Origin of the sequence: Rahnella sp. BIGb0236 (assembly GCF_004364755.1) — a bacterium.
GTDB classification, from domain to species: Bacteria; Pseudomonadota; Gammaproteobacteria; order Enterobacterales; family Enterobacteriaceae; genus Rahnella; species Rahnella victoriana.
Genome location: NZ_SOAO01000002.1, coordinates 223,046 through 247,982 on the forward strand (window position 1 = coordinate 223,046; position 24,937 = coordinate 247,982).

At 55.1% G+C, this 24,937-nt stretch carries 24 protein-coding genes and 1 tRNA gene; 17 read left to right on the forward strand and 8 right to left on the reverse strand.

What is annotated here, in order from left to right:
• Positions 1 to 82 precede the first annotated feature (82 nt).
• Genes pgsA through uvrY form a run of 3 tightly spaced genes read right to left on the reverse strand, consistent with a single transcriptional unit; the run spans position 83 to position 3,172 of the window.
• Entirely contained in the window at positions 83 to 631 is a 549-nt protein-coding gene (gene pgsA / locus EDF78_RS04505) for a CDP-diacylglycerol--glycerol-3-phosphate 3-phosphatidyltransferase (protein ID WP_095921300.1), read from the reverse strand.
• 56 nt (positions 632 to 687) lie between these two features.
• Positions 688 to 2,523, reverse strand: a complete 1,836-nt coding sequence (gene uvrC, locus EDF78_RS04510; protein WP_269812095.1) for an excinuclease ABC subunit UvrC — start codon at positions 2,521 to 2,523, stop codon at positions 688 to 690.
• On the reverse strand, positions 2,516 to 3,172 hold the full coding sequence (gene uvrY / locus EDF78_RS04515) for a UvrY/SirA/GacA family response regulator transcription factor (protein WP_013576296.1): 657 nt from the start codon (positions 3,170 to 3,172) through the stop codon (positions 2,516 to 2,518). The genes uvrC and uvrY overlap by 8 nt, the downstream gene beginning before the upstream one ends.
• 727 nt (positions 3,173 to 3,899) lie before the next feature.
• On the opposite strand from uvrY, the gene EDF78_RS04520 reads away from it, so the two are divergent.
• The 3 genes from EDF78_RS04520 to EDF78_RS04525 all read left to right on the forward strand — a co-directional run bounded on the left by EDF78_RS04520 (position 3,900) and on the right by EDF78_RS04525 (position 5,164).
• Positions 3,900 to 4,124, forward strand: a complete 225-nt coding sequence (locus EDF78_RS04520) for a DUF2594 family protein (protein ID WP_015697982.1) — start codon at positions 3,900 to 3,902, stop codon at positions 4,122 to 4,124.
• 104 nt (positions 4,125 to 4,228) lie between these two features.
• On the forward strand, positions 4,229 to 4,402 hold the full coding sequence (locus EDF78_RS25550) for a hypothetical protein (RefSeq protein ID WP_162928667.1): 174 nt from the start codon (positions 4,229 to 4,231) through the stop codon (positions 4,400 to 4,402).
• A 3-nt stretch (positions 4,403 to 4,405) separates the two neighbouring features.
• Positions 4,406 to 5,164 carry a helix-turn-helix transcriptional regulator gene (locus EDF78_RS04525; RefSeq protein ID WP_095921297.1) on the forward strand — a complete coding sequence of 253 codons (759 nt, stop codon included), beginning with the start codon at positions 4,406 to 4,408 and terminating at the stop codon, positions 5,162 to 5,164.
• Here the strand turns inward: EDF78_RS04525 and leuA are convergent.
• Positions 5,151 to 6,821: a 2-isopropylmalate synthase gene (gene leuA, locus EDF78_RS04530; RefSeq protein WP_095921296.1), complete on the reverse strand. Its 1,671-nt coding sequence runs from the start codon at positions 6,819 to 6,821 to the stop codon at positions 5,151 to 5,153. The genes EDF78_RS04525 and leuA overlap by 14 nt on opposite strands.
• Before the next feature lie 193 nt (positions 6,822 to 7,014).
• Between leuA and EDF78_RS04535 the strand changes: the two genes are divergently transcribed.
• On the forward strand, positions 7,015 to 8,781 hold the full coding sequence (locus EDF78_RS04535) for an EAL domain-containing protein (protein WP_119826519.1): 1,767 nt from the start codon (positions 7,015 to 7,017) through the stop codon (positions 8,779 to 8,781).
• Positions 8,782 to 8,841: 60 nt separating this feature from the next.
• On the opposite strand, the gene EDF78_RS04540 is transcribed toward EDF78_RS04535, so the two are convergent.
• Positions 8,842 to 9,258, reverse strand: coding sequence for a hypothetical protein (locus EDF78_RS04540; RefSeq protein ID WP_133822654.1), 417 nt, complete (start codon positions 9,256 to 9,258; stop codon positions 8,842 to 8,844).
• Positions 9,259 to 9,485: 227 nt separating this feature from the next.
• On the opposite strand from EDF78_RS04540, the gene EDF78_RS04545 reads away from it, so the two are divergent.
• A complete protein-coding gene (locus EDF78_RS04545) occupies positions 9,486 to 9,734 on the forward strand; it encodes a hypothetical protein (RefSeq protein ID WP_095921293.1) in 249 nt (82 codons plus the stop codon).
• A 265-nt stretch (positions 9,735 to 9,999) separates the two neighbouring features.
• Here EDF78_RS04545 and EDF78_RS04550 read toward each other — a convergent pair.
• Positions 10,000 to 10,075 (reverse strand) — tRNA-Lys (locus tag EDF78_RS04550).
• A 372-nt stretch (positions 10,076 to 10,447) separates the two neighbouring features.
• Here EDF78_RS04550 and cycA point away from each other — a divergent pair.
• Positions 10,448 to 11,848 (forward strand): D-serine/D-alanine/glycine transporter, encoded by a 1,401-nt coding sequence (gene cycA, locus EDF78_RS04555; protein WP_133822655.1) that lies wholly within the window; start codon positions 10,448 to 10,450, stop codon positions 11,846 to 11,848.
• Positions 11,849 to 11,905: 57 nt separating this feature from the next.
• Here cycA and EDF78_RS04560 read toward each other — a convergent pair whose 3' ends face one another.
• Positions 11,906 to 12,895, reverse strand: coding sequence for a metal-dependent hydrolase (locus tag EDF78_RS04560; RefSeq protein WP_133822656.1), 990 nt, complete (start codon positions 12,893 to 12,895; stop codon positions 11,906 to 11,908).
• Between the two features lie 9 nt (positions 12,896 to 12,904).
• Positions 12,905 to 13,594, reverse strand: coding sequence for an HTH-type transcriptional regulator RutR (rutR, locus tag EDF78_RS04565; RefSeq protein WP_095921290.1), 690 nt, complete (start codon positions 13,592 to 13,594; stop codon positions 12,905 to 12,907).
• 324 nt (positions 13,595 to 13,918) lie between these two features.
• Between rutR and rutA the strand changes: the two genes are divergently transcribed.
• From rutA to EDF78_RS04620, 11 genes are all read left to right on the forward strand, one after another.
• A complete protein-coding gene (rutA, locus tag EDF78_RS04570) occupies positions 13,919 to 15,010 on the forward strand; it encodes a pyrimidine utilization protein A (RefSeq protein ID WP_119826523.1) in 1,092 nt (363 codons plus the stop codon).
• On the forward strand, positions 15,007 to 15,759 hold the full coding sequence (gene rutB / locus EDF78_RS04575; RefSeq protein WP_181955514.1) for a pyrimidine utilization protein B: 753 nt from the start codon (positions 15,007 to 15,009) through the stop codon (positions 15,757 to 15,759). Before rutA ends, rutB begins: the two co-directional genes overlap by 4 nt.
• A gap of 26 nt (positions 15,760 to 15,785) precedes the next feature.
• The gene (gene rutC, locus EDF78_RS04580; protein ID WP_133822657.1) at positions 15,786 to 16,172 is read left to right on the forward strand and encodes a pyrimidine utilization protein C; all 387 of its coding nucleotides are present in this window, start codon (positions 15,786 to 15,788) and stop codon (positions 16,170 to 16,172) included.
• Between the two features lie 41 nt (positions 16,173 to 16,213).
• Positions 16,214 to 17,053, forward strand: a complete 840-nt coding sequence (gene rutD, locus EDF78_RS04585) for a pyrimidine utilization protein D (RefSeq protein ID WP_133822658.1) — start codon at positions 16,214 to 16,216, stop codon at positions 17,051 to 17,053.
• A complete protein-coding gene (locus tag EDF78_RS04590) occupies positions 17,038 to 17,628 on the forward strand; it encodes a malonic semialdehyde reductase (protein ID WP_095921287.1) in 591 nt (196 codons plus the stop codon). The genes rutD and EDF78_RS04590 overlap by 16 nt, the downstream gene beginning before the upstream one ends.
• Positions 17,629 to 17,698: 70 nt before the next feature.
• Positions 17,699 to 18,214 carry an NADH-dependent FMN reductase RutF gene (gene rutF / locus EDF78_RS04595; RefSeq protein ID WP_133822778.1) on the forward strand — a complete coding sequence of 172 codons (516 nt, stop codon included), beginning with the start codon at positions 17,699 to 17,701 and terminating at the stop codon, positions 18,212 to 18,214.
• Positions 18,215 to 18,245: 31 nt separating this feature from the next.
• A complete protein-coding gene (gene rutG, locus EDF78_RS04600; RefSeq protein WP_133822659.1) occupies positions 18,246 to 19,592 on the forward strand; it encodes a pyrimidine utilization transport protein G in 1,347 nt (448 codons plus the stop codon).
• A 253-nt stretch (positions 19,593 to 19,845) separates the two neighbouring features.
• Positions 19,846 to 21,486 (forward strand): TIGR04028 family ABC transporter substrate-binding protein, encoded by a 1,641-nt coding sequence (locus tag EDF78_RS04605; RefSeq protein WP_133822660.1) that lies wholly within the window; start codon positions 19,846 to 19,848, stop codon positions 21,484 to 21,486.
• Between the two features lie 16 nt (positions 21,487 to 21,502).
• Positions 21,503 to 22,462, forward strand: coding sequence for an ABC transporter permease (locus tag EDF78_RS04610; protein WP_095921284.1), 960 nt, complete (start codon positions 21,503 to 21,505; stop codon positions 22,460 to 22,462).
• Positions 22,459 to 23,322: an ABC transporter permease gene (locus EDF78_RS04615; protein WP_131692595.1), complete on the forward strand. Its 864-nt coding sequence runs from the start codon at positions 22,459 to 22,461 to the stop codon at positions 23,320 to 23,322. The genes EDF78_RS04610 and EDF78_RS04615 overlap by 4 nt, the downstream gene beginning before the upstream one ends.
• Entirely contained in the window at positions 23,319 to 24,920 is a 1,602-nt protein-coding gene (locus tag EDF78_RS04620; RefSeq protein ID WP_095921282.1) for an ABC transporter ATP-binding protein, read from the forward strand. The genes EDF78_RS04615 and EDF78_RS04620 overlap by 4 nt, the downstream gene beginning before the upstream one ends.
• Positions 24,921 to 24,937 lie beyond the last annotated feature (17 nt).

Consider the following 24,937-nt stretch of genomic DNA (forward strand, 5'->3'; position numbering starts at 1 on the left):
TTGCATTCTACTGACCTGACGGTTTGAGTCAATAAAATTATCAGCTTCATGCGATCGTTTGACGGTTTTTACGTCAGTTTGATCAGGGTTCCAGCAAATCGTGGCGCGCAGCGTTCAGATATTGGAACATTGACCAGAAAGTCAGCACCGCCGCAATATAAAGTGCAACGATACCCACGCCGATCACGATGTCATCAGGACGCCATAACAGCGCGACCAGCGACAGCATCTGTGCAGTCGTTTTCACTTTGCCGATCCAGGATACCGCCACACTGCTGCGTTTACCAATTTCGGCCATCCACTCACGCAAGGCTGAAATGATAATTTCGCGGGCGATCATGGTCGCGGCAGGCAACGTAATCCACCAGGAGTGGAAATGCTCAGCCACTAATACCAGCGCAACGGCCACCATGACTTTATCGGCCACTGGATCAAGGAATGCCCCGAAACGCGTTGTTTGCTTCCAGCGACGGGCGAGATAGCCATCAAACCAGTCAGTGACCGCAGCGAAAACGAAAATCAGCGCACAGGCCAGCGGTGCCCACGGATAATGCAGGTAGAAGGCCAGCACGAAGAACGGTATCAGTACAACGCGGAACAGGGTAAGGCACGTAGGTATATTAAATTGCATAGCGAAGGTAACTGTTTGTCCGGTGTGGATATTATGAGTATGTTGCTACATTGCCTTTAGTGTTTCAACGCATTATGAATCTTTTCTGCCAATGCGATTGAAATACCCGGTACCTGTGCAATTTCCTCTACGCTGGCATTCAGTAAAGGTTGAATGCCTCCCATGTATTTCAGTAAAACCTGACGCCGTTTTGGCCCGACGCCTTCAATCTCTTCCAGTGCACTGGTGGTACGCACTTTAGCGCGCTTCTGACGATGCCCGGTAATGGCGTGGTTATGCGAATCATCACGAATATGCTGGATGACATGCAATGCCGGGGAATCCGCCGGTAAGGCAATCCCCTCCCCTTCAGGAACGAAGAACAGTGTTTCCAGCCCGGCTTTACGATCGGCGCCTTTGGCAATACCGATCAGCAGCGGTTTGGATTTATCCCATTCAACATTCAGCGAATGGAACACATCCAGCGCCATGCCGAGCTGCCCTTTACCGCCATCAATAAAGATGACATCAGGGATTTTGTTCTCTTCCAGCGCCTTGCCATAACGACGCTGCAACACCTGCGCCATCGCAGCATAATCATCGCCTGGCGTGATGCCGGTAATATTGTAACGCCGGTATTCGGAGCGCACCGGGCCATTACCATCAAATACCACGCAGGAGGCCACCGTCTGCTCGCCCATAGTATGGCTGATGTCGAAGCATTCCATGCGGTTAATTTCCGCAAGATGCAGGGTTTTTGCCAGTTCCGCCAGCCGCTGATGGATGGTGGACTGCTGCGCCAGTTTGGTCGTCAGCGCGGCAGATGCATTGGTCCGCGCCAGTTTCAGATAACGGGCACGGTCGCCACGCGGCTTACTTTGGATTTGCACCTTGCGCCCGGCTATTTCGCTCAGCGAGTCCGCCAGCAGATCTTTTTCCGCCAGATTGAAATCCAGCAGAATTTCGCCGGGAAGGGTGCGTTGCTGACTGCCCTGCAAATAGAATTGTCCGACGAAAGTTTGCACCACTTCACCAAGATCGGTACCGCCCGGCACTTTCGGATAGTAACTGCGGCTGCCCAGCACTTTGCCCTGACGGATAAACAGAACATGCAGACAGGCCATGCCTGACTCAAAGGCCACGCCGATGACGTCCAGATCTTCGCTGTTGCCGGAAACGAACTGCCGCTCCGTCACGCGACGCACGGCCTGAATCTGATCGCGGATCCGGCCTGCGTCTTCGAAACGCAGCGCCTGACTGGCCTCTTCCATGCGGTTCACCAGCTGGGTGACCACCTGCTGATCTTTGCCTGACAGAAACAGACGGACGTAATCCACCTGATCTTTATAATCTTCGTCGCTGACCAGTCCTTTGACGCACGGCCCGAGGCAGCGGCCAATCTGATATTGCAGACAAGGGCGCGAACGGTTGCTGTAAACGCTGTTTTCACACTGACGGATCGGGAAAAGTTTTTGCAATAACGCTAACGTCTCACGCACGGCATAGGAGTTAGGGAAAGGCCCGAAATACTCGCCTTTGGCGTGTTTTGCCCCACGGTGTACCGAAATTCGCGGATGGTTATCCGCACTGAGAAAAATCAGCGGGTACGATTTATCATCGCGCAGCAAAACGTTATAGCGTGGCTGATACAGCTTGATGTAGTTATGTTCGAGCAGCAGCGCTTCGGTTTCGGTGTGCGTGACAGTGACATCGATTTGCGCAATATTTTTGACCAGTGTTTCCGTCTTGCGGCTGGAAACCTGAACACGAAAATAGCTCGAAAGACGTTTTTTAAGGTCTTTGGCTTTACCTACATAGATTACGGTGCCACTGGCGTCGTACATCCTGTAGACGCCCGGCTGGCTGGTGACCGTTTTCAGAAAGGCTTTAGGGTCGAAACGCTCATCACTCACTGCCTGATAAAGTCTCCGTATTGAACAAACCATGTCGGATAGCCAGATGGGTTAACTCAACATCGCCGCTAATATTTAATTTACTAAACATCCGGTAACGATAACTGTTAACCGTCTTCGGGCTCAAGTTCAGTTGTTCTGAAATTTCATTCACCTTCTGCCCCTTGGTAATCATCAGCATGATCTGAAGTTCACGCTCGGATAAGGAGTCAAAAGGCGTTTCTGACTGAGGTTCGATCTGGCTCAGCGCCATTTGCTGCGCAATGTCAGACGCAATGTAGCGCTGACCCGAATCCACCAGACGGATAGCATTCACCACTTCCTGTGGTGCTGCCCCTTTACTCAGATAACCGGAAGCCCCCGCTTGCATGACCTTAGCGGGCAACGGGTTTTCAGTATAAATCGTTAACATGATGATCTTGATATCTGGGGAGAAACGGACGATTTTCTTGGTCGCTTCAAGCCCGCCGATACCCGGCATGTTCATATCCATCAGGACAATATCAACGTCATTAGTCCGGCACCATTTGACGGCATCTTCACCGCATTGCGCCTCACCAACCACTTTGATGCCTTTGATATCTTCAAGAATGCGTCGGATCCCTGCGCGCACCAGTTCATGGTCATCAACAAGAAGAACGCTAATCAAAGAGAATTCTCCAAAAAATAAGGGCGACACACCGTCAGGTTCTTCAAGCCTGTCTTACGTTCTGAACAAAATAGGTGTTCTCAGACAGCTTATAAAATGAAGAGAAGGTGGCAATAAGAGGCCAGCATCAACAAACTTGCCCCACTGCCGCACATCGGCAGTGTTTTTAAATCAGGAAGACACAGTTATTTATTATAGCCCGCGTATTTTACTCTATCCCGCCTTCCTGACCAAGGAATGTCTGCAAAAAACTAGTTTGCTGAATGTAAATGAGAAGTGCCATCAGCTGTATTAATAAATTATAAAAAAACCCAGCCGAATCAATCAACAAGCCCCATCCGCTACGTTTTCTTTCAGGCAGTAAAAAAATAAGCACAGGCTTTTTTACTGCACTAAAACAACCACAATGCGGCACTGGCTATTTAACCGCCAACGCGTACCCTGCATATATCTATGATATAACCGATTATTATTTATGATCGCACGAATTGCCGATGGCTTATATGAATAAGTTTGCACATAAACATGAGAAAGGCTCATTGAGCCATTATGTTTAGTATTCTTTACCGCGCGTTCTGTCGGGCTTATATGACTCTCTTGTTGCACGATTTTCAGCCTGCCGGCGATGCTGCACTAAAACGTGCCAACTATGCTAAAATGCGGCCACTTTTCTACTGTCCGGAATTCGGAGCACGGCCCCCGCAGCCTGCCTGAGGAGATAAACATAATGAGTAATTGCGATTTTACGACTGAAGCAAACGTTGAAACACTGGCAACGGAAGTCGCCTGCCTGAAAGCCACCCTGACCCTGATCCTCAAAGCGATCGGCCAGGCTGATGCCGGCAAAGTGATGCTGAACATGGAGCGTTTTGTCGCTCAGATGGAAGATGAGCAACAGGCAGAAGTGTTCAAAAACTCCCTGCAACAGATCAAATTCGCTTACCGTCAGTAAATGCCTTCCGGAGTCTGTCGCCAGACAGACTCTGTTTCCCCTCAGCCCCTCCCCTGAACTTCTGCTACAATCATACCCTGACCCCCTTCCCTGAGGACAACCGCATGAGTGACGGAAACAATAAAGAAAACAAAAGCAAAGCTGACGATGTTCATATCAGTGACGGGCTGGGTGAGCTGATCCAGGTTTCAGAACAACTGACCGAAGAAGAAATCGAAAGAGCGGCCGAAGAGGCGAAACAAGCCGTCGAAGATGCCAAAAAACAGAACCATCATTGATCCATGCATCGCCATTTCCTTGCCCCTCATCAGGCCATTGCGCCTCTGGCCATTGATTACCAACATGGCGACAGCGAACCCGCTCACAGCCACAGTTGCTCGCAGCTTATTCATACTTTGTCCGGCATTGTTGAAGTGCATACCTCGCTTGGCACCTGGATGGTGCCGCCCGGGCGCGGTGTCTGGCTGCCGGCAAATGTCGTGCACAGTCTGCGGTTTATCGGCGGCGTAAAAGCCCGGACGCTGTTTGTCGATCCGCTGGCACGGGCTGATTTGCCCGCCCAATGCCAGGTGGTACAGATTTCTCCCCTGCTGCGCGAACTGATCCTGTCATCGCTAACCATTCCGGCAGATTATCTCTCCGGCGGGCGTGATGAGCGCATTATGGAATTATTGCTGGATGAACTCCGCCTCCTGCCGACGCTGCCGCTGCATCTGCCGGAACCGAAAGAGCCGGAACTGCTCAGCCTGTGCCAGCAGATCCGCGCAGATTTGTGTGCTTCATGGGAACTGGAAGATGTCGCCCAGCGACTGGAGATCAGCAGCCGGACGCTATCGCGCCGCTTTCAGCGTGAAACCGGATTGCGTTTCAGTGACTGGGTTCGTCAGGCCAAATTGCTCGAAGCCCTGAACCAGCTGGCGGCCGGTGTGTCGGTCATAGATGTGGCACTGGCACTCGGTTATGAAAGCCCGAGTGCCTTTAGCGCGATGTTCCGCCGTTCACTGGGCGTATCACCCAGTGAATATTTTAGTCAGCCATAACCGCACTGGCGGCATTGAACAGCGCCTGCAACGAGGCGCCGGAGACATCACTGTCGATGCCCACGCCATAGCAGTTTTCCCCCAACCGCCCCTGACAACTCAGATAGGCCACCGCGCGGCTGTGGCTCTGATGTCCCAGCGTATGCTCATGATAATCGCCGATTTCCAGCTGCACGTCGTAACTGCGGCGCAGCGCATCTGCCGCCCCGGACAACAAACCGTTGCCGCTGCCGGTAATATGCTGTTCTTCATTGCGATAACGGATCCGCGCACTGAAATGGCATACGTTCTGTTCATCACTGCGGATATCGTAACTCAGCAATTTCAACACCGGCTGATCGGTTAACCCGTAACGCTGACGGAACAGCCGCCAGATATCGCTGGTGCTCATCTCCTTGCCGTGGGTATCCGTTTCGCGCTGCACTGCTTTACTGAAATCGATTTGCAAACCACGCGGCAATTTCAGCCCGTGATTTTGCTCCAGCAGCCAGGCCGCCCCGCTTTTCCCCGACTGACTGTTGACGCGGATCACCGCTTCATAACTGCATCCGACGTCCGCCGGATCTAACGGCAGATAAGGCACGCGCCAGACAGGATTGTCTGACACGTTCTGCACCGCGAACCCTTTTTTGATCGCATCCTGATGCGAGCCGGAAAACGCGGTAAACACCAGTTCACCGGCATACGGATGGCGCGGATGCACCGGCAACTGGTTACATTCTTCCACCGCTTCGACTATTGCCTGCAAATTACTGAAATCCAGTTGCGGCGCAACGCCCTGAGTATAAAGATTCAGCGCCAGCGTCACGAGATCAACATTCCCGGTACGCTCGCCGTTACCGAACAGACAGCCTTCCACACGGTCGGCACCGGCCAGCATCGCCAGTTCGGCGCAGGCTACGCCGGTTCCGCGATCATTATGCGGATGCACGCTGATGGAAACCTGCTGACGGCGGCTGAAATGGCGGCAGAACCATTCAATCTGATCGGCATAAATATTCGGTGTGCTGACTTCCACGGTCGCCGGTAAATTGATGATCATCGGACGCGTATTGCCCGGCTCCCAGACATTGGCGACGGCCTCACACACTTCCAGCGCAAACTCCAGTTCGGTAAAACAGAAGGTTTCCGGCGAATACTCAAATGTCCATTCAGTCTGTGAATATTGTTCGCATAACTGACGGATTTGCTGAGCGCCGCGCACAGCCAGATCGCGGGTTGCCGCCTGATCCTGATTGAACACCACTTCACGGAATACCGGCGCGGTGGCGTTATATAAATGCACGATGGCGCGCGGCACATCTTTCAACGCCTCAAACGTGCGGGCAATCAGATCCGGCCGTGAAGGCGTCAGCACCTGGATCACCACATCGTCCGGGATCACCTTGTCTTCAATCAGGCCGCGCACGAAATCAAAATCAGTCTGAGACGCGGAGGGGAACGCCACCTCAATGTGTTTAAAACCACAGCGCACCAGCAAATCAAAAAACTGACGTTTGCGGGCATTGTCCATGGGTTCGGCCAGCGCCTGATTACCGTCACGCAGATCACTGGAGCACCACTGCGGCGCTTTATCGAGCACATTTCCCGGCCACTGACGGTCGGGTAAATTCACCTGCGGAAAGGGACGGTACTTTTGCGACGGGTCGTTTAACATGCGGTTTTCCTTATGATGTCGGTTCAGCGGTAAAGCTCTGTTAAACCCATAGTACGCAAACGATAACTTCGTGCGCCTGACTAACTGACAGCAACCCTCGCAAAACGGACAAAAAGAAAATGATAAATGAATCAGACTCACGCTATAGTGCATAACTAAACGCGTCCAGTCCGGCGATCAGAGGTCGTACAGAATGAAAAGGGTTCTGAATTCAAATGAAAAGAAACGGCTTGCGGCGCTGCAAAAATTAAAGATTGCAGACGGCAATCCGGATGAAGTTCTTGATCTGATTACCCGTCTTACCCAGCAAATTTTTGATATTCCTATTTGCATCATTACTCTGGTTGACCAGCATCGACAGTGGTTTAAATCCAAAACCAACACGGCGTTGCGTTATACGGCGCGGGATATCGCGTTTTGCGATTACACTATCCGTTCCTCGTCAGTGATGGTGGTTAATGACGCCCTGCTGGATGCGCGTTTTTGCGAAAACCCGCTGGTCACCGCCGAAGAAGGCATGCGTTTCTACGCCGGCGCGCCGCTGATCACCCGTGACGGGTTCGCGGTCGGCAGCCTATGTCTGGCGGATAAACATCCTCGCGATTTTTCGGCGCAGGAAATCGACATGCTGTCGGACCTGGCGGCGATTGTCATCGATATCATCGAATCGCGCAGTACCATGAGTTTTGTGGATATTGTGACGCGGTTACCCAACCGCCAGCGTCTGATGGAAGATATCTCGCATCTGATCAAAGCACCGGACAATACCCCCTGTTTACTGATCCTGATCGATACCCTCGACACCCTCTACGCCTACGACATCGGACGCGCCATCGGCATTCCGAAAGTCGAAAACATTCTTAAAGATATCGGTTCCTTCCTGCGTAGCGAACTGAATGAGAATGACAAAGTGTACAGCCTGATGCTGGGCCGCTTTGCGCTGATTAAGCGTCTGGACGAACAGGAAGAAATTTTTAATCAGCTGGAAATCGCCGCAGCCAAAATCCAGCAAAGCATTACCAGTGACATCCCGATCAATGTACGGTTGCACGCGGGCTATACCGTGTTCTCGTCCACCTCGCCTTGCGCTGAAAACATCATGCGCCAGGGGATGTCCTCCCTGCACGAAGCCATCAGCAATAACCAGCTCATCATGCCTTATCAGCAGGAGTCGGACGTTATCCAGCGTCGCGCGTTTAACCTGCTCAATGATCTGATGGCTACCGTGGCGTCCTGCGAAGATTTTCATCTGGTTTATCAGCCGAAAATCCGTCTGGCCGACAAAAAATTTCAGGGCGTTGAGGCGCTGATCCGCTGGCAACACCCGACGCTGGGCATCATCTCGCCGTCTGAATTTATCCCGCTGGCGGAAAAAACGCCGCTGATTACCCCGCTCACCAACTGGGTGATCACGCAGGCCGTGATGCAAATTGCAGAATGGCAAAAGCGCGGCGCGCAGATTCAGGTCTCCATTAACCTGACCGCTAATAATCTGGTGGAACAGGATCTGGTTCAGCGCATTCATACCGCCCTGATCCTGCATCAGGTATCACCGTCGATGCTGGAAATCGAGTGTCTGGAGACGCAGACGCTGGCCAACAATCCGCATGCCGTGGCGTCGCTGGACGCCTTGCGTCAGATGGGGATCAGCATTGCGCTGGATGATTTTGGTGCCGGCTACAGCAACCTGAATTACCTGCAAAAAATTCCGGCGGACACACTGAAACTGGATCAATCGCTGATTCAGGGCATCAGTAATGACAGTAAGAGCAAAGTGATTGTGAAATCGATGATTGAGATGGCGCACGCGCTGAGCTATCAGGTGGTGGCAGAAGGCGTGGAAGATAACGACACCTTGCTGTGTCTGGAGGAACTTCACTGTGATTCTGTGCAGGGTTTCTATTTTTCGCGTCCGCTGCAACACGACCAGATCCTTGAATGGTCGAAGCCCTATATCTGATCCCCGGTTCATCTTCAGCAGACGTAAAAAAACCCGCTTTCAGCGGGTTTTTCATTTTAACTAGTTGCTGCTGCCTTCGGGGCGGATGTTGTAAGTACCGAAGAAGCTGCGATCTGTTTCCAGGCTGATACTCTTGCCACTGGCATCAACGGTGATGGAACCCGTCGTTTTCGTCAGCGCACAGGCAATCCGGACATCAATGGTGCGCATCCCGTTTGGCACGTTCAGATCCACGTACTGATTAAAGTGCAGGGAAGCGACAGTCTGCCCGTCTAAAAAGACCATCAGCGGACAGGTTTTTTCGAACGGCACCAGCGACCACTGTTCCAGACGATGCAGGCGGATATGGGTCTGTCCTTCCGGCGGTGTCGCGCTGGCATTTGCGAAAGATGACTTGACCTGAAGCGTCGGTTCGTAAGGGTTACCCGCGCATCCGGCTAAAAATAAAGCAGCCAAAGCCACCAGTGTTTTTTTCATCGTTATCTCCCTGAGTTTATGAACGAATGATAGCAGTGTGCGCGCTGCGGGCAACAAAAAACCGGTAGCCTCCGTCCGCCAACCGGCCATAACCGCAAAAAGTCCGCTAAATCTGTGACATTCGTACAAAAATCGACCACCCGAATTGCTAACCGCTTCGTGCTGGTATTTGATACTCTTATTAAGATTTATCCGATCAGCCGTTCAACTCAGCGTCAGGAATTATTATGTACAGCTACACACTCATCGCACCCGCAGGGATCGTTCAGCATTACGAAGACGAATTCCGTCAGATAGGGATTGAGCTACTGGTTGCCAAACAGAACCGTTCAGAAACGGTCGTCTTACGCAGCAGCCAGTTCAGCGAAGAAAGAACCTTTATCACGCACGTACATCTGCTGATTTTCAGCCTGTGCATGCGGGTACAGAAACAACTTAAAAATGGCAATGCACCGAATACCACGATTATGTATTGATGCATTACCCCGCAGCTACCTGTTCCGGCCTCAATCAGGGGCCTGACTTATTTCAATGCCCTTCCCTCCCTTCCGCCTTTTCTGTGTTGTAAAAAGACTCCCTGCCCGTTGGTTAATTTAAATACGACACGCCTGTGCTTATTTCCTGCGTAGGGGAAATATTAATTTAAGAGGGATGTTGATGACCATGACAGGCCACTGAGTGAGTCATCACAAAAGCAGGATTTAAAACGACGGGATGTAACAGGCTGATCTGAAAGGATGTTGGTGGGTCGTGGCGGGTTCGAACCGCCGACCAATTGATTAAGAGTCAACTGCTCTACCGACTGAGCTAACGACCCAACGCACAGGATTATTCTCCTGTCGTCTGAGGATGTCAAACGCTTATCCCCACTTTATTTGCCGTTATTCTCAGAGATATTTGTGAAGCTCATCACGGGCAAAAAAGGTATTATTCCCGCCTTCGTCACTGACATTTGATTAATTAACACTCAATTATCCGCGATGTAAAAAATACGATACATTTTTTTCTTCGGCATTTTTCATGCCAGTTATAATAAATGCGCACTTAACATTACTATTACACCATCCGCAGCAACTGTCGTTCCAGTTGTGGTGATAAAAGAGCCGTTCAGAGCTCAAAAGACTGACGTAAATGAATGCGATATGGCGGAGTTCATACGCAAAAAGCAAAAAACAGGAATCAATACAACATGCAAGAAGAGTCAAAAATCCTCGTCCAGCCGGAGGAAGAGAACGCTGAAGGTTTGCGGCGAAATCTCTCCAACCGCCATATCCAGCTTATTGCCATCGGTGGCGCTATCGGTACCGGCCTGTTTATGGGCTCCGGTAAAACCATCAGCCTCGCCGGTCCGTCCATTATTTTCGTCTACATGATCATCGGCTTTATGCTGTTTTTCGTCATGCGTGCGATGGGCGAACTGTTACTGTCCAATCTCGAATACAAATCCTTCAGCGACTTTGCCGCAGACCTGCTGGGGCCGTGGGCCGGATATTTCACCGGCTGGACCTACTGGTTCTGCTGGGTGGTCACCGGCATTGCTGATGTCGTCGCCATCACGGCCTACGCACAGTTCTGGTTCCCCGGACTGTCGCAATGGGTCGCATCCCTGCTCTGCGTGCTGGTGCTGCTGAGCCTCAATCTCGCCACCGTGAAAATGTTCGGTGAGATGGAGTTCTGGTTTGCGATGATTAAAATCGTTGCTATTGTCGGGCTGATTATCGCCGGGCTGGTGATGGTACTGACGCACTTCCAGACGCCGACCGGCACCGTTGCCTCATTCAGCAACCTGTGGAATGACGGCGGATTCTTCCCGAAAGGCGTCAGCGGCTTCTTTGCTGGTTTCCAGATCGCGGTGTTCGCGTTCGTCGGTATCGAACTGGTCGGCACGACCGCCGCCGAAACCAAAGATCCGCAGAAATCCCTGCCGCGCGCCATCAACGCCATTCCGCTGCGTATCATCATGTTCTACGTCTTCTCGCTGATCATGATTATGTCCGTGACACCGTGGAGCCACGTGGTGGCGGATAAAAGCCCGTTTGTTGAGTTGTTCGTTCTGGCCGGTCTTCCGGCGGCGGCGAGCATCATTAACTTCGTGGTGCTGACGTCTGCGGCATCCTCCGCCAACAGCGGGGTGTTCTCCACCAGCCGCATGTTGTTTGGTCTGGCTCAGGAAGGCAACGCACCGAAAGCCTTCGGTAAGCTCTCCTCCCGCGCGGTCCCGTCAAACGGCCTGACCTTCTCCTGCATCTGCCTGCTTGGCGGTGTGGTGCTGATTTACCTGATCCCGAACGTAGTGACGGTCTTCACGCTGGTCACCACCGTTTCTGCGATCCTGTTTATGTTCGTCTGGACCATCATCCTTTGCTCGTATCTGGTCTATCGTCGTCAGCGCCCGCAGTTGCATGAAGCATCCATCTACAAAATGCCTCTCGGCAAACTGATGTGCTGGGTGTGTATGGCGTTCTTCGCCTTCGTTCTGGTTCTGCTGACCTTGCAGGATGACACCCGACAGGCGCTGATGATCACGCCGCTGTGGTTTGTGATCCTTGGGATTGGGTATGGGTTACGCAGGCGCAGCCGTAAAGCCTGAGTGATAAACTCATGAGAAGAAGAGGAGCCATCTGGCTCCTTTTTACGTTTTGGCGGATCACTCCACCTCCAGCGCCTGCCTGAACTGTGCCCACATTTTCGCCGCTGTGGGTCTGACGGAGGCCACTTTCACCGGCAGTTCCGGTGGCGCGCCGGGTTTCATTTCACCGAGATCAAACACAAAGGTGTAATCCGGTTCCTGCCCCATACGTATATCGCTGACCAGAATATGGCCGCCCTGTTCTTTCACGCTGTAAAAACCATGGCTGAACCAGGCGACGCGCGCCAGAAACGCATTGTCTTTATGCGCTGCATATAAGGCTTCGCCACGCGGATAGAAGCGGAAACGGATCGGGGAATCCGGGTGCAGCAGCGAGGTAAACCCTTCACCGTAGCTGTCATGGCGCATCACCACCACCCGCCACACCAGCGAATTGAGCGGTGTCGGCGTGACCAGCACCTGCGTGCTTTCGATGTTCTGGCGTTGCAGTTCTTCGCCGACGTGCCGCGTCACCTGATGCTGTTCAACTACGGTACACACCAGATACAGGCAACTGATGCCCAGCAGCACGTTGTTCCACATGATGCCGCGCTGTTGTTCGCGATACAGCGCCAGCCCGACGCCGATGATCAGCGGTAAGGTATAAAGCGGATCGATAATAAAAACGCTGCCGACCGCAAACGGATAATTTGTGAATGGCAATCCGAGTTGCGTGCCGTAAACGGTCATTAAATCCAGCAGCGGATGGGTGATCAGCGCCAGCCAGACCGCGCCCCACCAGTGGCGGAAATGTTGTCCGCCGCTGAACAGTTTTGCCATCAGCCAGGCCAGCAGCGGTGAAATCAGCGTCAGATAAAACAACGCATGGCTTTCGGTACGGTGCATCGTCATATTGCTGATGGCGTCACCGTGATCGTAAAACACGTCCAGATCGGGCAGCGTGCCGCACACCGCCCCGGCCAGTGCGGATTTCCACACCGGCGTGCGTTTGCCCATCACCGCAATACCGATGGCCGCCCCTAACACTAACTGCGAAACCGAATCCATTCTGACCCCTTAATCCCGACGCTGGATGCCTTCGGTGATAATGCGCTGCACGTTGCTCACCGTTTGCTCAAAGTAGTCAGGATCGCTGAGCGTTTTGCCGGTGATGGCTTCGACCTGTACACCAAAATCGGCGTAATGTTGCGTGGTGGCCCACAGCATAAAAATCAGCTGCATCGGGTCAACCGGGGCGATCAGCTCCTCTTTAATCCAGCCGCGGATCACATCCGATTTATCTTCCACCAGCGTTTTCAGGCTGCCGCCCAGTTCCTGTTTCAGCAGCGGCGCGCCCTGCACCATCTCCAGACAAAACAACCGCGACGCCTGCGGGTGATCGCGGGAGACACAGAGTTTCAGGCGGATATATTCGCGGATCGCTTCCAGCGGATGCTGATCCGGCTGCAAGGCTTTCAGCGGCGCCAGCCAGATATCCAGCAGCCCTTTCAGCACGGCGATATACAAATCTTCTTTCGACGGGAAGTAATACAGCAGGTTGGTTTTCGACACGTCGGCGCGTTCCGCCACCTGATCCAGGCTGGTGCCGTGGAGACCGTACAACGAGAAAAATTCCAGTGCTGCGGCCATGATGGTGCCGCGTTTGGCCGCGACCGCCCGCGAACGTCGCGTCGGTGCTTTCGCCGCCGCTTTGCGGGGTTTTGTTTCCCCGGCGGCAGACTGCGGAGGTTCAACCAATGGCTTCACAACGTCTCCCTGAGACAAACAGCAAGGCTCAAAGCATAACAAATGGGAATAAAAGCGACTATCGCTAACCGCCGCATAAATGAAAGCAACAAAATAATAACCACAATAATTGTGTTATTTAACAAAATTGCACCATTTACGTTCAACCCTGCCTGATTTATGTGCAGTTATTTTTGACCAAATGGTCTGAAACAGACCGTTTGCTCCACCAAAAATGAAAACATATTTTCAACACACTGATAACCAAAGAGATTAAAAAACTGGCATCCGGCTTGCAATAGCGATCCTGAATTCCTTCATTCGCGTTGCATCATGAGGTGAGCTATGAAAATCGGTGTCTTTATTCCTATCGGCAACAACGGCTGGTTAATTTCAGAAACTGCGCCGCAGTACAAACCGACCTTCGAACTGAACAAAACCATTGTGCAGAAAGCGGAGCATTACCATTTTGATTTCGCGCTCTCGATGATCAAACTGCGCGGCTTCGGCGGCAAAACCGAATTCTGGGAACACAACATGGAGTCGTTCACGCTGATGGCGGGCCTCGCTGCCGTGACCTCCCGCATCCAGCTTTACGCCACGGCCGCCACGCTGGTTATGCCTCCGGCGATTGTGGCACGCATGGCCGCCACCATTGATTCCATCTCCAATGGCCGTTTCGGCGTCAACGTCGTCACCGGCTGGCAGAAACCGGAATACGAACAGATGGGCATGTGGCCGGGCGATGATTATTTCACCCGCCGCTACGACTATCTGACCGAGTACGTTAGCGTGCTGCGTGACCTGTGGGGCACCGGCCACTGCACGCTGGACGGCGAATTCTTCAAAATGGACGACTGCCGCGTCAGTCCGCGTCCGCAAAGCGAGATGAAAGTCATCTGCGCCGGACAAAGTGATGCCGGCATGGCGTTCTCCGCTAAACACGCCGACTTCAACTTCTGCTTCGGCAAAGGCGTGAACACCCCGACCGCGTTTGCGCCGACCGCCGCACGCATGAAAACTGCGGCCGAAGCCGAAGGACGCGACGTCTCTTCTTACGTGCTGTTTATGGTGATTGCCGACGAAACCGATGCCGCCGCCCGCGCCAAATGGGATCTGTATAAAGCCGGTGCTGACGCCGAAGCACTCGCCTGGCTGACCGACCAGAGCAGCAAAGACACCAAATCCGGAGCCGACACCAACGTCCGCCAGATGGCTGACCCGACCTCCGCCGTCAATATCAACATGGGCACGCTGGTCGGTTCTTACGCCAGCGTCGCCAGAATGCTCGATGAAATCGACACCGTGCCCGGCGCAGGCGGCGTACTGCTGACCTTTGACGATTTCGTACAAGGCATCGAAAACTTCGGTCGTTACATCCAGCCATTAATGAAAACCCGCCAGCACATCGGCACTGAGCAGAAAGAGGTCGCATGATGAACGTTGTTGAGAATCAAACTGTGGTCCGCCGCGAACCCCAAAATACCGGCGAGGAAACGATCCTCACAGCACGTCCTGAAGCCATTGCCTTTACGCCGCAACAAACGGCGCTGATCGTGGTGGATATGCAAAACGCCTACGCCTCACAAGGCGGTTATCTGGATCTGGCGGGTTTTGACGTTTCAGCCACCGCGCCGGTGATTGCCAATATCAAAGTGGCGATTGCCGCCGCCCGCGCCGCCGGGATTAAAGTGATTTTCTTCCAGAACGGCTGGGACAATCAGTATGTCGAAGCCGGAGGTGCCGGTTCGCCGAACTTCCACAAATCCAATGCGCTGAAAACCATGCGCAAGCGCCCGGAACTGATGGGTAAACTGCTGGCAAAAGGCGACTGGGATTATGACCTGGTCGATGAACTTCAGCCGCAGCCGGGCGACATTGTGTTGCCAAAACCGCGTTACAGCGGCTTCTTCAATACCCAGCTCGACAGCCTGCTGCGCAGTTACGGTATTCATCATCTGGTCTTCACCGGCATCGCCACCAACGTGTGCGTCGAATCCACGCTGCGCGACGGGTTCTTTCTGGAATATTTCGGCGTAGTGCTGGAAGACGCCACCCATCAGGCCGGACCGGAATTCGCGCAAAAAGCGGCGATTTATAACATCGAAACCTTCTTTGGCTGGGTCTCCAGCGTGCGCAATTTCTGCGACGCCGTGGGTTACAAAACTGAACAAAACGCGGCCTGACCGCTTTCTCAAAAGGACGAATAACCATGCCTAAAAGCGCCATTATTCCGGCGGGCAGCGGCGTTCCGCTGGCTCCGTTTGTTCCGGGCACCCTCGCCGATGGCGTGTTGTACGTTTCCGGCACCCTGCCGTTTGATAAAGACAACAACGTGGTGCATGTCGGCGACGCCGCCGCGCAAACCCGTCATGTGCTGGAGATCATCAAAAGCGTGATCGAAACCGCAGGCGGCACGATGGACGACGTCACCATGAACTCGATTTTTATCACCGACTGGGCGAACTACGGCGCAGTGAATCAGGTGTACGCCGAATACTTCCCCGGTGAAAAACCGGCACGCTTCTGCATTCAGTGCGGGCTGGTGAAACCGGATGCGCTGATTGAAATCGCGTCAGTTGCCCATATCGGCAAGTAAATCGTTTTTAAACCCTGTCCTGAGCACCTTGAGGAAACAACATGTATTACAAGGTATTGGGTAAGAAAAATGCGGATGCAGAAACCGTCGTACTCTCTTCGGGACTGGGCGGTTCGGGCGGCTTCTGGCAACCCCAACTGGCGATGCTCGCGGAGCATTTTCGCGTCGTGGTCTATGACCAGCACGGCACCGGTGTCAGTCAGGGCACGGTGCCTGCGGGTTACCGCATGGAAGACATGGCCGACGAACTGGCGGGGATGCTCAACGGGCTGGATATCAGCCGCTGCCATCTGGTCGGCCACGCACTCGGCGGCATCATCGGCCTGCACCTTGCCCTGCGTTATCCGGCGCTGTTGCAAAGTCTGGTGGTGATTAACGGCTGGACGAAGCTCGACAGCCAGACGCGGCGCTGTTTTGAAGTGCGGCAAAATCTGCTGCTCAACAGCGGCGTGGATGCCTATGTGCAGGCGCAGCCGCTGTTTCTGTATCCGGGGGACTGGCTTTCTGAACATGAGGCGTTATTGCAGGAAGAGCGCCAGCATCAGGTGGCACATTTTCAGGGGATGGAAAACCTGCTGCACCGTTTACAGGCGCTAATGGATTCAGACCTGACGGAAAGCCTCGGTCAGGTGATTACGCCGACGCTGGCGTTCAGCTGTAAAGATGATCTGCTGGTGCCGTGGTCGCGTTCGGTGGATCTCGCATCCCGCCTGCCCCACGGCGAACACACCCAAATGCTGTACGGCGGTCATGCCATGAGCGTGACCGCCCCGGAAACCTTTAACCCGATTTTACTGGACTGGCTGCTGCGGCATTCATCGCAAGCTTCTGCCGCACCTGCCGGTCGTCTGCCCACGGAGACATCATGGCCGAAGCATTAACCGCCAGCGCGCTGGCAACCTTATTCACCGACGCCCGCACCCACAACGGCTGGCTGGATAAGCCGGTGACCGGCGCACAGCTGAAAACGATTTACGATCTGGCTCGCATGGGGCCGACCTCGGCCAACTGCAGCCCGCTGCGTATCGTGTTTATTCAGAGTCAGGAAGCAAAAGAAAAACTGGCTCCGGCGCTTTCCGGCGGCAATCTGAAGAAAACCATGACCGCACCGGTCACGGCGATCATTGCCTGGGATCCGGAATTCTACGAACTGCTGCCCGAGCTGTATCCGTCCGGCGATGCCCGTTCGTGGTTCACCTCCAGCCCGCAACTGGCGCAGGATACGGCGTTCCGCAACAGCAGTTTGCAGGCCGCGTATCTGATCATGGCCTGCCGCTCGCTGGGTCTGGACACCGGCGCGATGTCAGGTTTTGATAACGCGAAGGTCGATGACACCTTTCTGGCGCAGGAAGGCTGGAAATCCAATTTCCTGATCAACATCGGTTACGGCGACAGCAGCAAAGTGTATCCGCGCGCGCCCCGCCTTGATTTCGACCGCGCATGCCGCGTGCTGTAAGCATCACTGATTAAACTCTGAGGACACGACCATGCCATCCACCCTGAACGCCACATTGCCCGCTACCGATATGCCTGCCGTTGAAAAACAAGCCGCCGTTGAAAAACAGGAGTACCGCGATGCGATGGCGCGTCTCGGTTCTGCCGTCAACATCATTACCACCGACGGCCCCGGCGGGCGGGCAGGTTTCACCGCGTCAGCCGTGTGCAGCGTCACCGATACGCCGCCGACATTGCTGGTCTGCCTGAACCGTTCCGCCTCGGTGCATCCGGCGTTTACGCAAAATCAGGTGCTGTGCGTGAACACGCTGGCCGATTGCCATGAGTCGCTGTCCAATTTATTTGGCGGCAAAACGCCGATGGAGCAACGCTTCGACGCCGCCGAGTGGGCGCGTCTTGCCACCGGTTCGCCGATCCTCACCGACGCGCTGGTGTCGTTTGACTGCAAGGTCACGCAAATCACCCGCGTCGGCACCCACGACATTTTATTTTGTGAAGCCGTTGCATTACGACGCAACGACGACAGCCACGGACTGGTGTATTTCGACCGGCGCTATCACCCGCTGATGCGTCAGATAGCCTGTTAACTCAATCCTCTCAACTTAGTAAGGGTCGTGCATGGCGAATACCTGGTTTCCACAATGGCGTAAAAGAGAAGGCAATCTGGATGGCGCGGTGATCGCGCCGGATGAGCGACTGCCGTTCGGATCGACGGTGATCATGGGGCTGCAACACACGGTGGCGATGTTTGGTGCCACGGTGTTAATGCCTTTGCTGATGGGTTTTGACGCCAACATGGCGATCCTGATGTCGGGCATCGGCACCCTGCTGTTCTTCCTGGTGGTGGGCGGACGTGTGCCCAGTTATCTCGGATCCAGCGCCGCGTTTGTCGGGCTGGTGATCGCGGTGACCGGCTACAGCGGCCACGGCGCCAACCCGAATATCGGCGTGGCGCTGGGCGGTATTATTGCCTGCGGCGTGGTCTATACGCTGATCGGTTTTGTGGTGATGGCGGTCGGCACGCGCTGGATTGAACGCCTGATGCCGCCGGTCGTCACCGGTGCGGTGGTGATGGCGATCGGCCTGAACCTCGCGCCGATTGCCATTAATAGCGTATCGGCTTCTTCATTCGACAGCTGGATGGCGGTGATGACCGTGCTGTGTATCGGCTCAGTGGCGGTGTTCACCCGCGGTCTGGTGCAGCGTCTTTTGCTGCTGCTCGGGCTGGTGGCGGCATATCTGATTTACATGGTGATCACTAACGGACTCGGGCTCGGTACTCCGGTAGATTTCAGCGCCGTAGCCCAAGCGCCATGGTTTGGCGTGCCGGCCATCACCACGCCGGTATTCAGCTCTCACGCCATGCTGATGATTGCACCGGTAGCGGTGATTCTGGTGGCGGAAAACCTCGGCCACATTAAAGCGGTGGCTGGCATGACCGGCAAAAACCTGGATCCGTACATGGGTCGTGCGTTTGTCGGTGACGGTCTGGCGACCTTACTTTCCGCCTCGGCGGGCGGTACCGGCGTCACCACCTACGCAGAAAACATCGGCGTGATGGCCGTGACTAAAATCTACTCCACGCTGATTTTTGTCGCCGCCGCCCTCGTTGCCATCGTGTTGGGCTTCTCGCCCAAATTTGGTGCACTGATCCACACCATTCCGGGGCCGGTACTCGGTGGCGCATCGATTGTGGTGTTCGGATTGATTGCCGTGGCCGGTGCCCGCATCTGGGTACAAAATCAGGTGGATCTGGGACTTAACGGAAATCTGATCATGGTGGCGGTCACGCTGGTACTGGGCGCAGGCAACTTTACCCTGAGTCTGGGCGGCTTCAGCATGGGCGGCATCGGCACGGCAACCTTTGGCGCGATTTTGCTGAATGCCTTCCTCAGCCGCAGCAAACAGCTTAAAACGCAGCCTGAAATAAAAACTGGCACAGAAGCTGCATTAAAAGATCACTGACGACCTCAGTTTCTCCTTAGCTCATCATTTTTGATGATCGCCAGCGGTTAGCCGGTCCACCCGTCCGGATTAGCCGCTGGTTTTTTTCTTTCTGCCTCCCGCCCGTTTTCCCTAATGCCGTTTCCAGCTAACGATTGCAAAATTCCTTCGTTCACCTGCCCTTTAAATTGGTTTGTTATGGGTTCAGCACTTTGGTTCTAAGAAGCCAGAGTCATCACCTGCCACCATGACCAATAAGAAAAAGGGTTTAACGATGAAGAACATTCGCCGGATTAACGCGGTGACCCGCGCACTGGCTTTAGGGGCACTTCTCACCAGCACGTTTTCTGTTCTCGCCGCTGACGGCACACCGGTACAGGGCGGCACCCTGATTTATCTGGAACAACAGGCGCACACCAACCTGTATCCGCCCGCTGGCGGCTTCTACCCGAACGGCGGCATCCTGAATCAGATCACCGACAAACTGACCTATCAGAATCCGAAGACGCTGGAAATAGAACCCTGGATCGCCGAATCCTGGTCGTTCAATGCCGACAAAACCGAGTACACCTTCAAACTGCGGCCGGGCGTGACCTTCTCTGACGGCACGCCGCTGGATGCCAGCGCGGTGGCCAAAAACTTTGATACTTACGGTCTGGGCAATAAAGCGCATCACCTGCCGGTCTCCGAAGTCATCAACAATTATGACCACAGCGAAGTGGTCGATCCGCTGACCGTGAAGTTCTATTTCAAAAAATCCTCGCCGGGCTTCCTGCAGGGCACCGCGACCATTGGCTCCGGTCTGGTATCGCTGAGCACGCTGGATCGCAACTTTGATGCGCTGGGCGACGCCACGCACATCATCGGTTCCGGCCCGTTCGTGGTCAGCAAAGAAACGCTGGGTCGCGAAGTCGATCTGACCGCGCGTAAGGATTACCACTGGGGGCCGAAAAACCTCAAACAGCAAGGTCGCGCCAATCTTGACGGCATCAAAGTGATCGTCACCGGCGAAGACAGCGTGCGTATCGGCGCGCTGCTGGCGGGTCAGGCAGATTTCATCCGTCAGGTTCAGGCGTATGACGAGAAACAGGCCAAAGACCAGAACTTCCCGATTTATGCCGCGCCGACCAAAGGTGTCAACGACAGCATTTCGTTCCGGCCGGACAACGCGCTGGTATCCGATCTGAAAGTGCGTCAGGCGCTGCTGCACGCCACCAACAGCAAACAGGTGGTCGATACGCTGTTCTCGCCGAACTATCCGCAGGCCACCTCTGTGATTGCCAAAACAGCGGCCGGTTATGTCGATCTGAGCAACAAGCTGACCTACGACCCGACGCTGTCCAAAAAGCTGCTGGATGAAGCGGGCTGGAAACCGGGTCCGAACGGCATCCGCCAGAAAGACGGCAAAACGCTGTCGCTGACCATTTATGAATCCCTGCCACAGCCGCAGAACAAAGAGGTGTTGCAGCTGGTGTCCCAGCAATGGAGTCAGGTCGGCGCGAAGCTGAATATTCTGGCGGGCGATGCGGGCAGCCGCGTGGCGGATAACCTTGATCCGCAGAAAACCCCGGCCAACGTGGTGGAAGTCGGACGCGCCGATCCGGACGTGATCAAAAGCTCCTTCTACCCGACCAACCGCGATGCGCTGCTGCAAAAAGGCGGCCTGAGCAGCAAGGTGAAAAGCTTCCGCGACGACAAACTTAACGACCTGCTGACCGCCATTTCAGCCGAAGTCGATCCGAAAAAACGTCTGGCACTGACCGGCGACGTGCAGAACTACCTGCTGGATCAGGCGTATGTCATTCCGATTTTCGAAGAGCCGCAGGTGTTTGCCGGTGCGCCGTATTTCAAAGGCGTCAGCTTTGAAGCGGTCGGGCGTCCGAGCTTCTACGGCGCATGGCTGGAAAAGCATTAACAGACGGGGGTAAATCATGAGCCGATACGTGAGCGGTCGATTCGGGCAGGCATTACTGGTGTTGTGGGCGGCGTTTACCGTCTCCTTCATCCTGTTGCAGGTGCTGCCCGGCGACGCGATCCTGATTAAATTCCAGAACCCGGACATGGGATTAAGCCCGGCGCAAATCGCCGATATGCGTGCCGCCTACGGCGCGGATGTGCCGGTCTGGCAACAATATCTGCATACGCTGGGCAATTTCCTGCGCGGGGATCTGGGCTATTCGATTCAGGCTGGCGTCCCGGTGACTGAATTACTCAGCAGCAACTTCCCGCCGACGTTGCGTCTGGCGCTGACTGGCTTCGCACTGGCCGCCGTGGTGGCCTTTGCACTGGCGTTTCTCTCCAGCCTGCTGCATTTCGGCTGGCTGAAAAATGCCTTACAGGCCGTGCCGTCGCTGTTTATTTCCATCCCAACCTTCTGGCTGGGTATCGCGCTGATTCAGTTTTTCTCATTCCATCTGCGCTGGATACCGGTGATCAATCCGGGTGAATGGGTCGGGCTGATTTTGCCGATTATCACGCTGGCGGTGCCGATTTCCGCGCCGCTGGCGCAGATCCTCATCCGCAGCATTGATCAGGTGCAAACCCAGCCGTTCGTTGCCGTCGCCCGCGCCAAAGGCGCCAGCCGCAGCGGCGTGTTGTGGCGTCATGTGGCGCGCAACGCCCTGCTTCCGGCGCTGACCATTGCCGGTTTGCTGTTTGGCGAACTGATCGCCGGCGCCCTGATCACCGAAACCGTCTTCGGCCTTAACGGACTCGGACAACTCACGCAGCAGGCGGTGAATAATCAGGATGTCGCGGTATTGCAGGCGATTGTGGTGATTTCCGCTGCCGCCTTTGTCGGCATCAATTTGCTGGTCGATTTGCTGTATCCGTTGCTCGATCCGCGCCTCAAGGCCTCTGCGTCTAAAAACTCACGGGGAGCCACCGCATGAGCAGCTTACCGCTTGGCAAAAACACGCTTTCATTACCGCTCACCCAGCGCCGCCGCTGGAAACCCGCCCGCCTGCAACCGGGCTTAATCCTCGCGTGGCTGGTGATGGCGACCGTTATTTTGTGGGCGATTGCCCCCGGCTTATTTACCGGTTACAGCGGCACCGAAGGGATTGCCGGTGCGCAGCGTCTGGCCCCGCAGGCCGGACACTGGCTGGGCACGGATCAGCTTGGCCGCGATGTCTATGCGCGCATTGTCTACGGCGCATCACATTCGCTTTCCGGGGCGCTGGTCGCCGTGGCACTCGGGCTGGTGTTCGGCACCGCGCTCGGGCTGGCGGCCGGTGCCAGCGGCGGTCTGGTGGATGCCATCGTCATGCGCATCAACGACGTGTTGCTGTCCATTCCTGGTCTGTTGCTGTCGCTGAGTGTGATTATTTTGCTCGGTTTCGGCACGGTTCACGCGGCGATTGCTGTCGGTGTCACGTCGGTTGCCAACTTCGCCCGTCTGGCGCGCGCCGAAGTGGTGCTGGTGCGTCACAGCGATTACGTCGAAGCGGCGTATGGCAGCGGCGGTTCCTTCCTGTCGGTTCTGTGGCGGCACATTTTGCCCAACTCACTGACCTCGGTGATCGCCTTCTCGGCCCTGCAGTTCGGCAGCGCGATCCTGGCGATTTCCACCCTGAGTTTTCTCGGTTACGGCACTCCGCCACCGACGCCGGAATGGGGTTTACTGATCGCCGAAGGCCGTAACTACATCTCGACTGCCTGGTGGCTGACCACCTTCCCCGGCGTGGTCGTGGTGTTAGTGGTGCTTTCCGCCAACCGCATCAGCCAGTCATTACGCAGGAGAACGCGATGAACGCACAAACGCATCCGGTACTCGAACTGGACAATCTTTCCATCGCCTACGACGGCAAACCGGTGGTGCATAACGTGTCGTTTACGATTAACGCCGGTGAAGTGCTGGCGCTGGTCGGCGAATCCGGCTCCGGCAAAACCACTACCGCACAGGCGATCATCGGTCTGCTGGCGGAGAACGGCCATATCGAACAGGGTGAAATTCGCCTTAACGGCACCGACATCAGCCAGTGGTCGCAGCGCCGCCTTGATGCCCTGCGCGGCGCACGCATCAGCCTGATACCGCAGGATCCCACCAGTTCGCTGGATCCGGTAAAAACCATCGGCTCGCAGGTGGCGGAAATTCTCGATATCCATCAGCGCCTGCCACGTCAGCAGCGCGACGCCCGCGTGGTGGAACTGCTTTCCCGCGTCGGGCTGTCGCACCCTGAACAGCGGGCGAAACAGTATCCGCACGAACTTTCCGGTGGCATGAAGCAGCGCGTACTGATCGCCATTGCGATTGCGCTGCAACCGGCGCTGATCATCGCCGATGAGCCGACCAGCGCGCTGGACGTCACGGTGCAAAAACGCATTCTGGATTTGATCGACGAACTGCGCCGCGAGTCCGGCACCGCCGTGTTGCTGGTTACGCATGATCTGGCGATAGCCGCCGAACGTGCCGACCGCTTGCTGGTGTTCCGTCACGGCAAAGTGCAGGAACAGGGCGTGACCGCAGAGGTGCTGAGCGCCCCGAAAAGCGATTACACCCGCCAGCTTTTCGCCGATGTCCCTGCCCTTTCCGGCCGCCACCGCGCACACCTGCGCACGGCGGAAGATCCGGTGCTGGTGGTGGAAAACATCACCCACGATTTCACCCTCGGCGGCAAAAATCAGGCGGCATTCCGCGCCGTGGATCACGTCTCTTTCAGCATTCCGCGCGGCACCACGCATTCGCTGGTCGGTGAATCCGGCTCCGGTAAAACCACGCTGGCGCGCATTCTGCTCGGTTTTCAGAAACCGGACAGCGGGCGCGTGCTGATTGACGGCGAAGACATCACGCGCCTGAAAGGCGAAGCCCTGCGTCAGTTGCGCAGAAAAATCCAGCTGGTGTATCAGAATCCGTTCGCCTCGCTGGATCCGTCGCAAACGCTGTTCAGCGTGATCGAAGAACCGCTGCTGAATTTCGAAAAAATCCCCGCCGCCGTTCGCCGTGAACGGGTGCTGGATATCGCCCGCCGCGTGGCGCTGCCGGAAGAATTACTCAGCCGCAAACCGCGTGAACTGTCCGGCGGACAGCGCCAGCGGGTGGCGATTGCGCGCGCGTTAATTTTAGAGCCGAAAGTGCTGATCCTCGATGAAGCGACGTCGGCGCTGGATGTCACCGTGCAGGCGCAAATCCTGACGTTGCTGCAACAGTTACAGGATTCACTCGGCCTGACCTATTTGTTTATCTCGCACGATCTGGCGACCGTCCGGCAAATCTCCCACAGCGTCTCGGTGCTGAACCGCGGGCAGCAGGTGGATTCCGGCAATGTGGAAGACGTTTTCGCCCTGCCTTCCAGCGATTACACCCGCCAGCTGATTGACGCCATACCCGGCCGCCATCGCGCCGCCTGAACCGCACACGACATAAA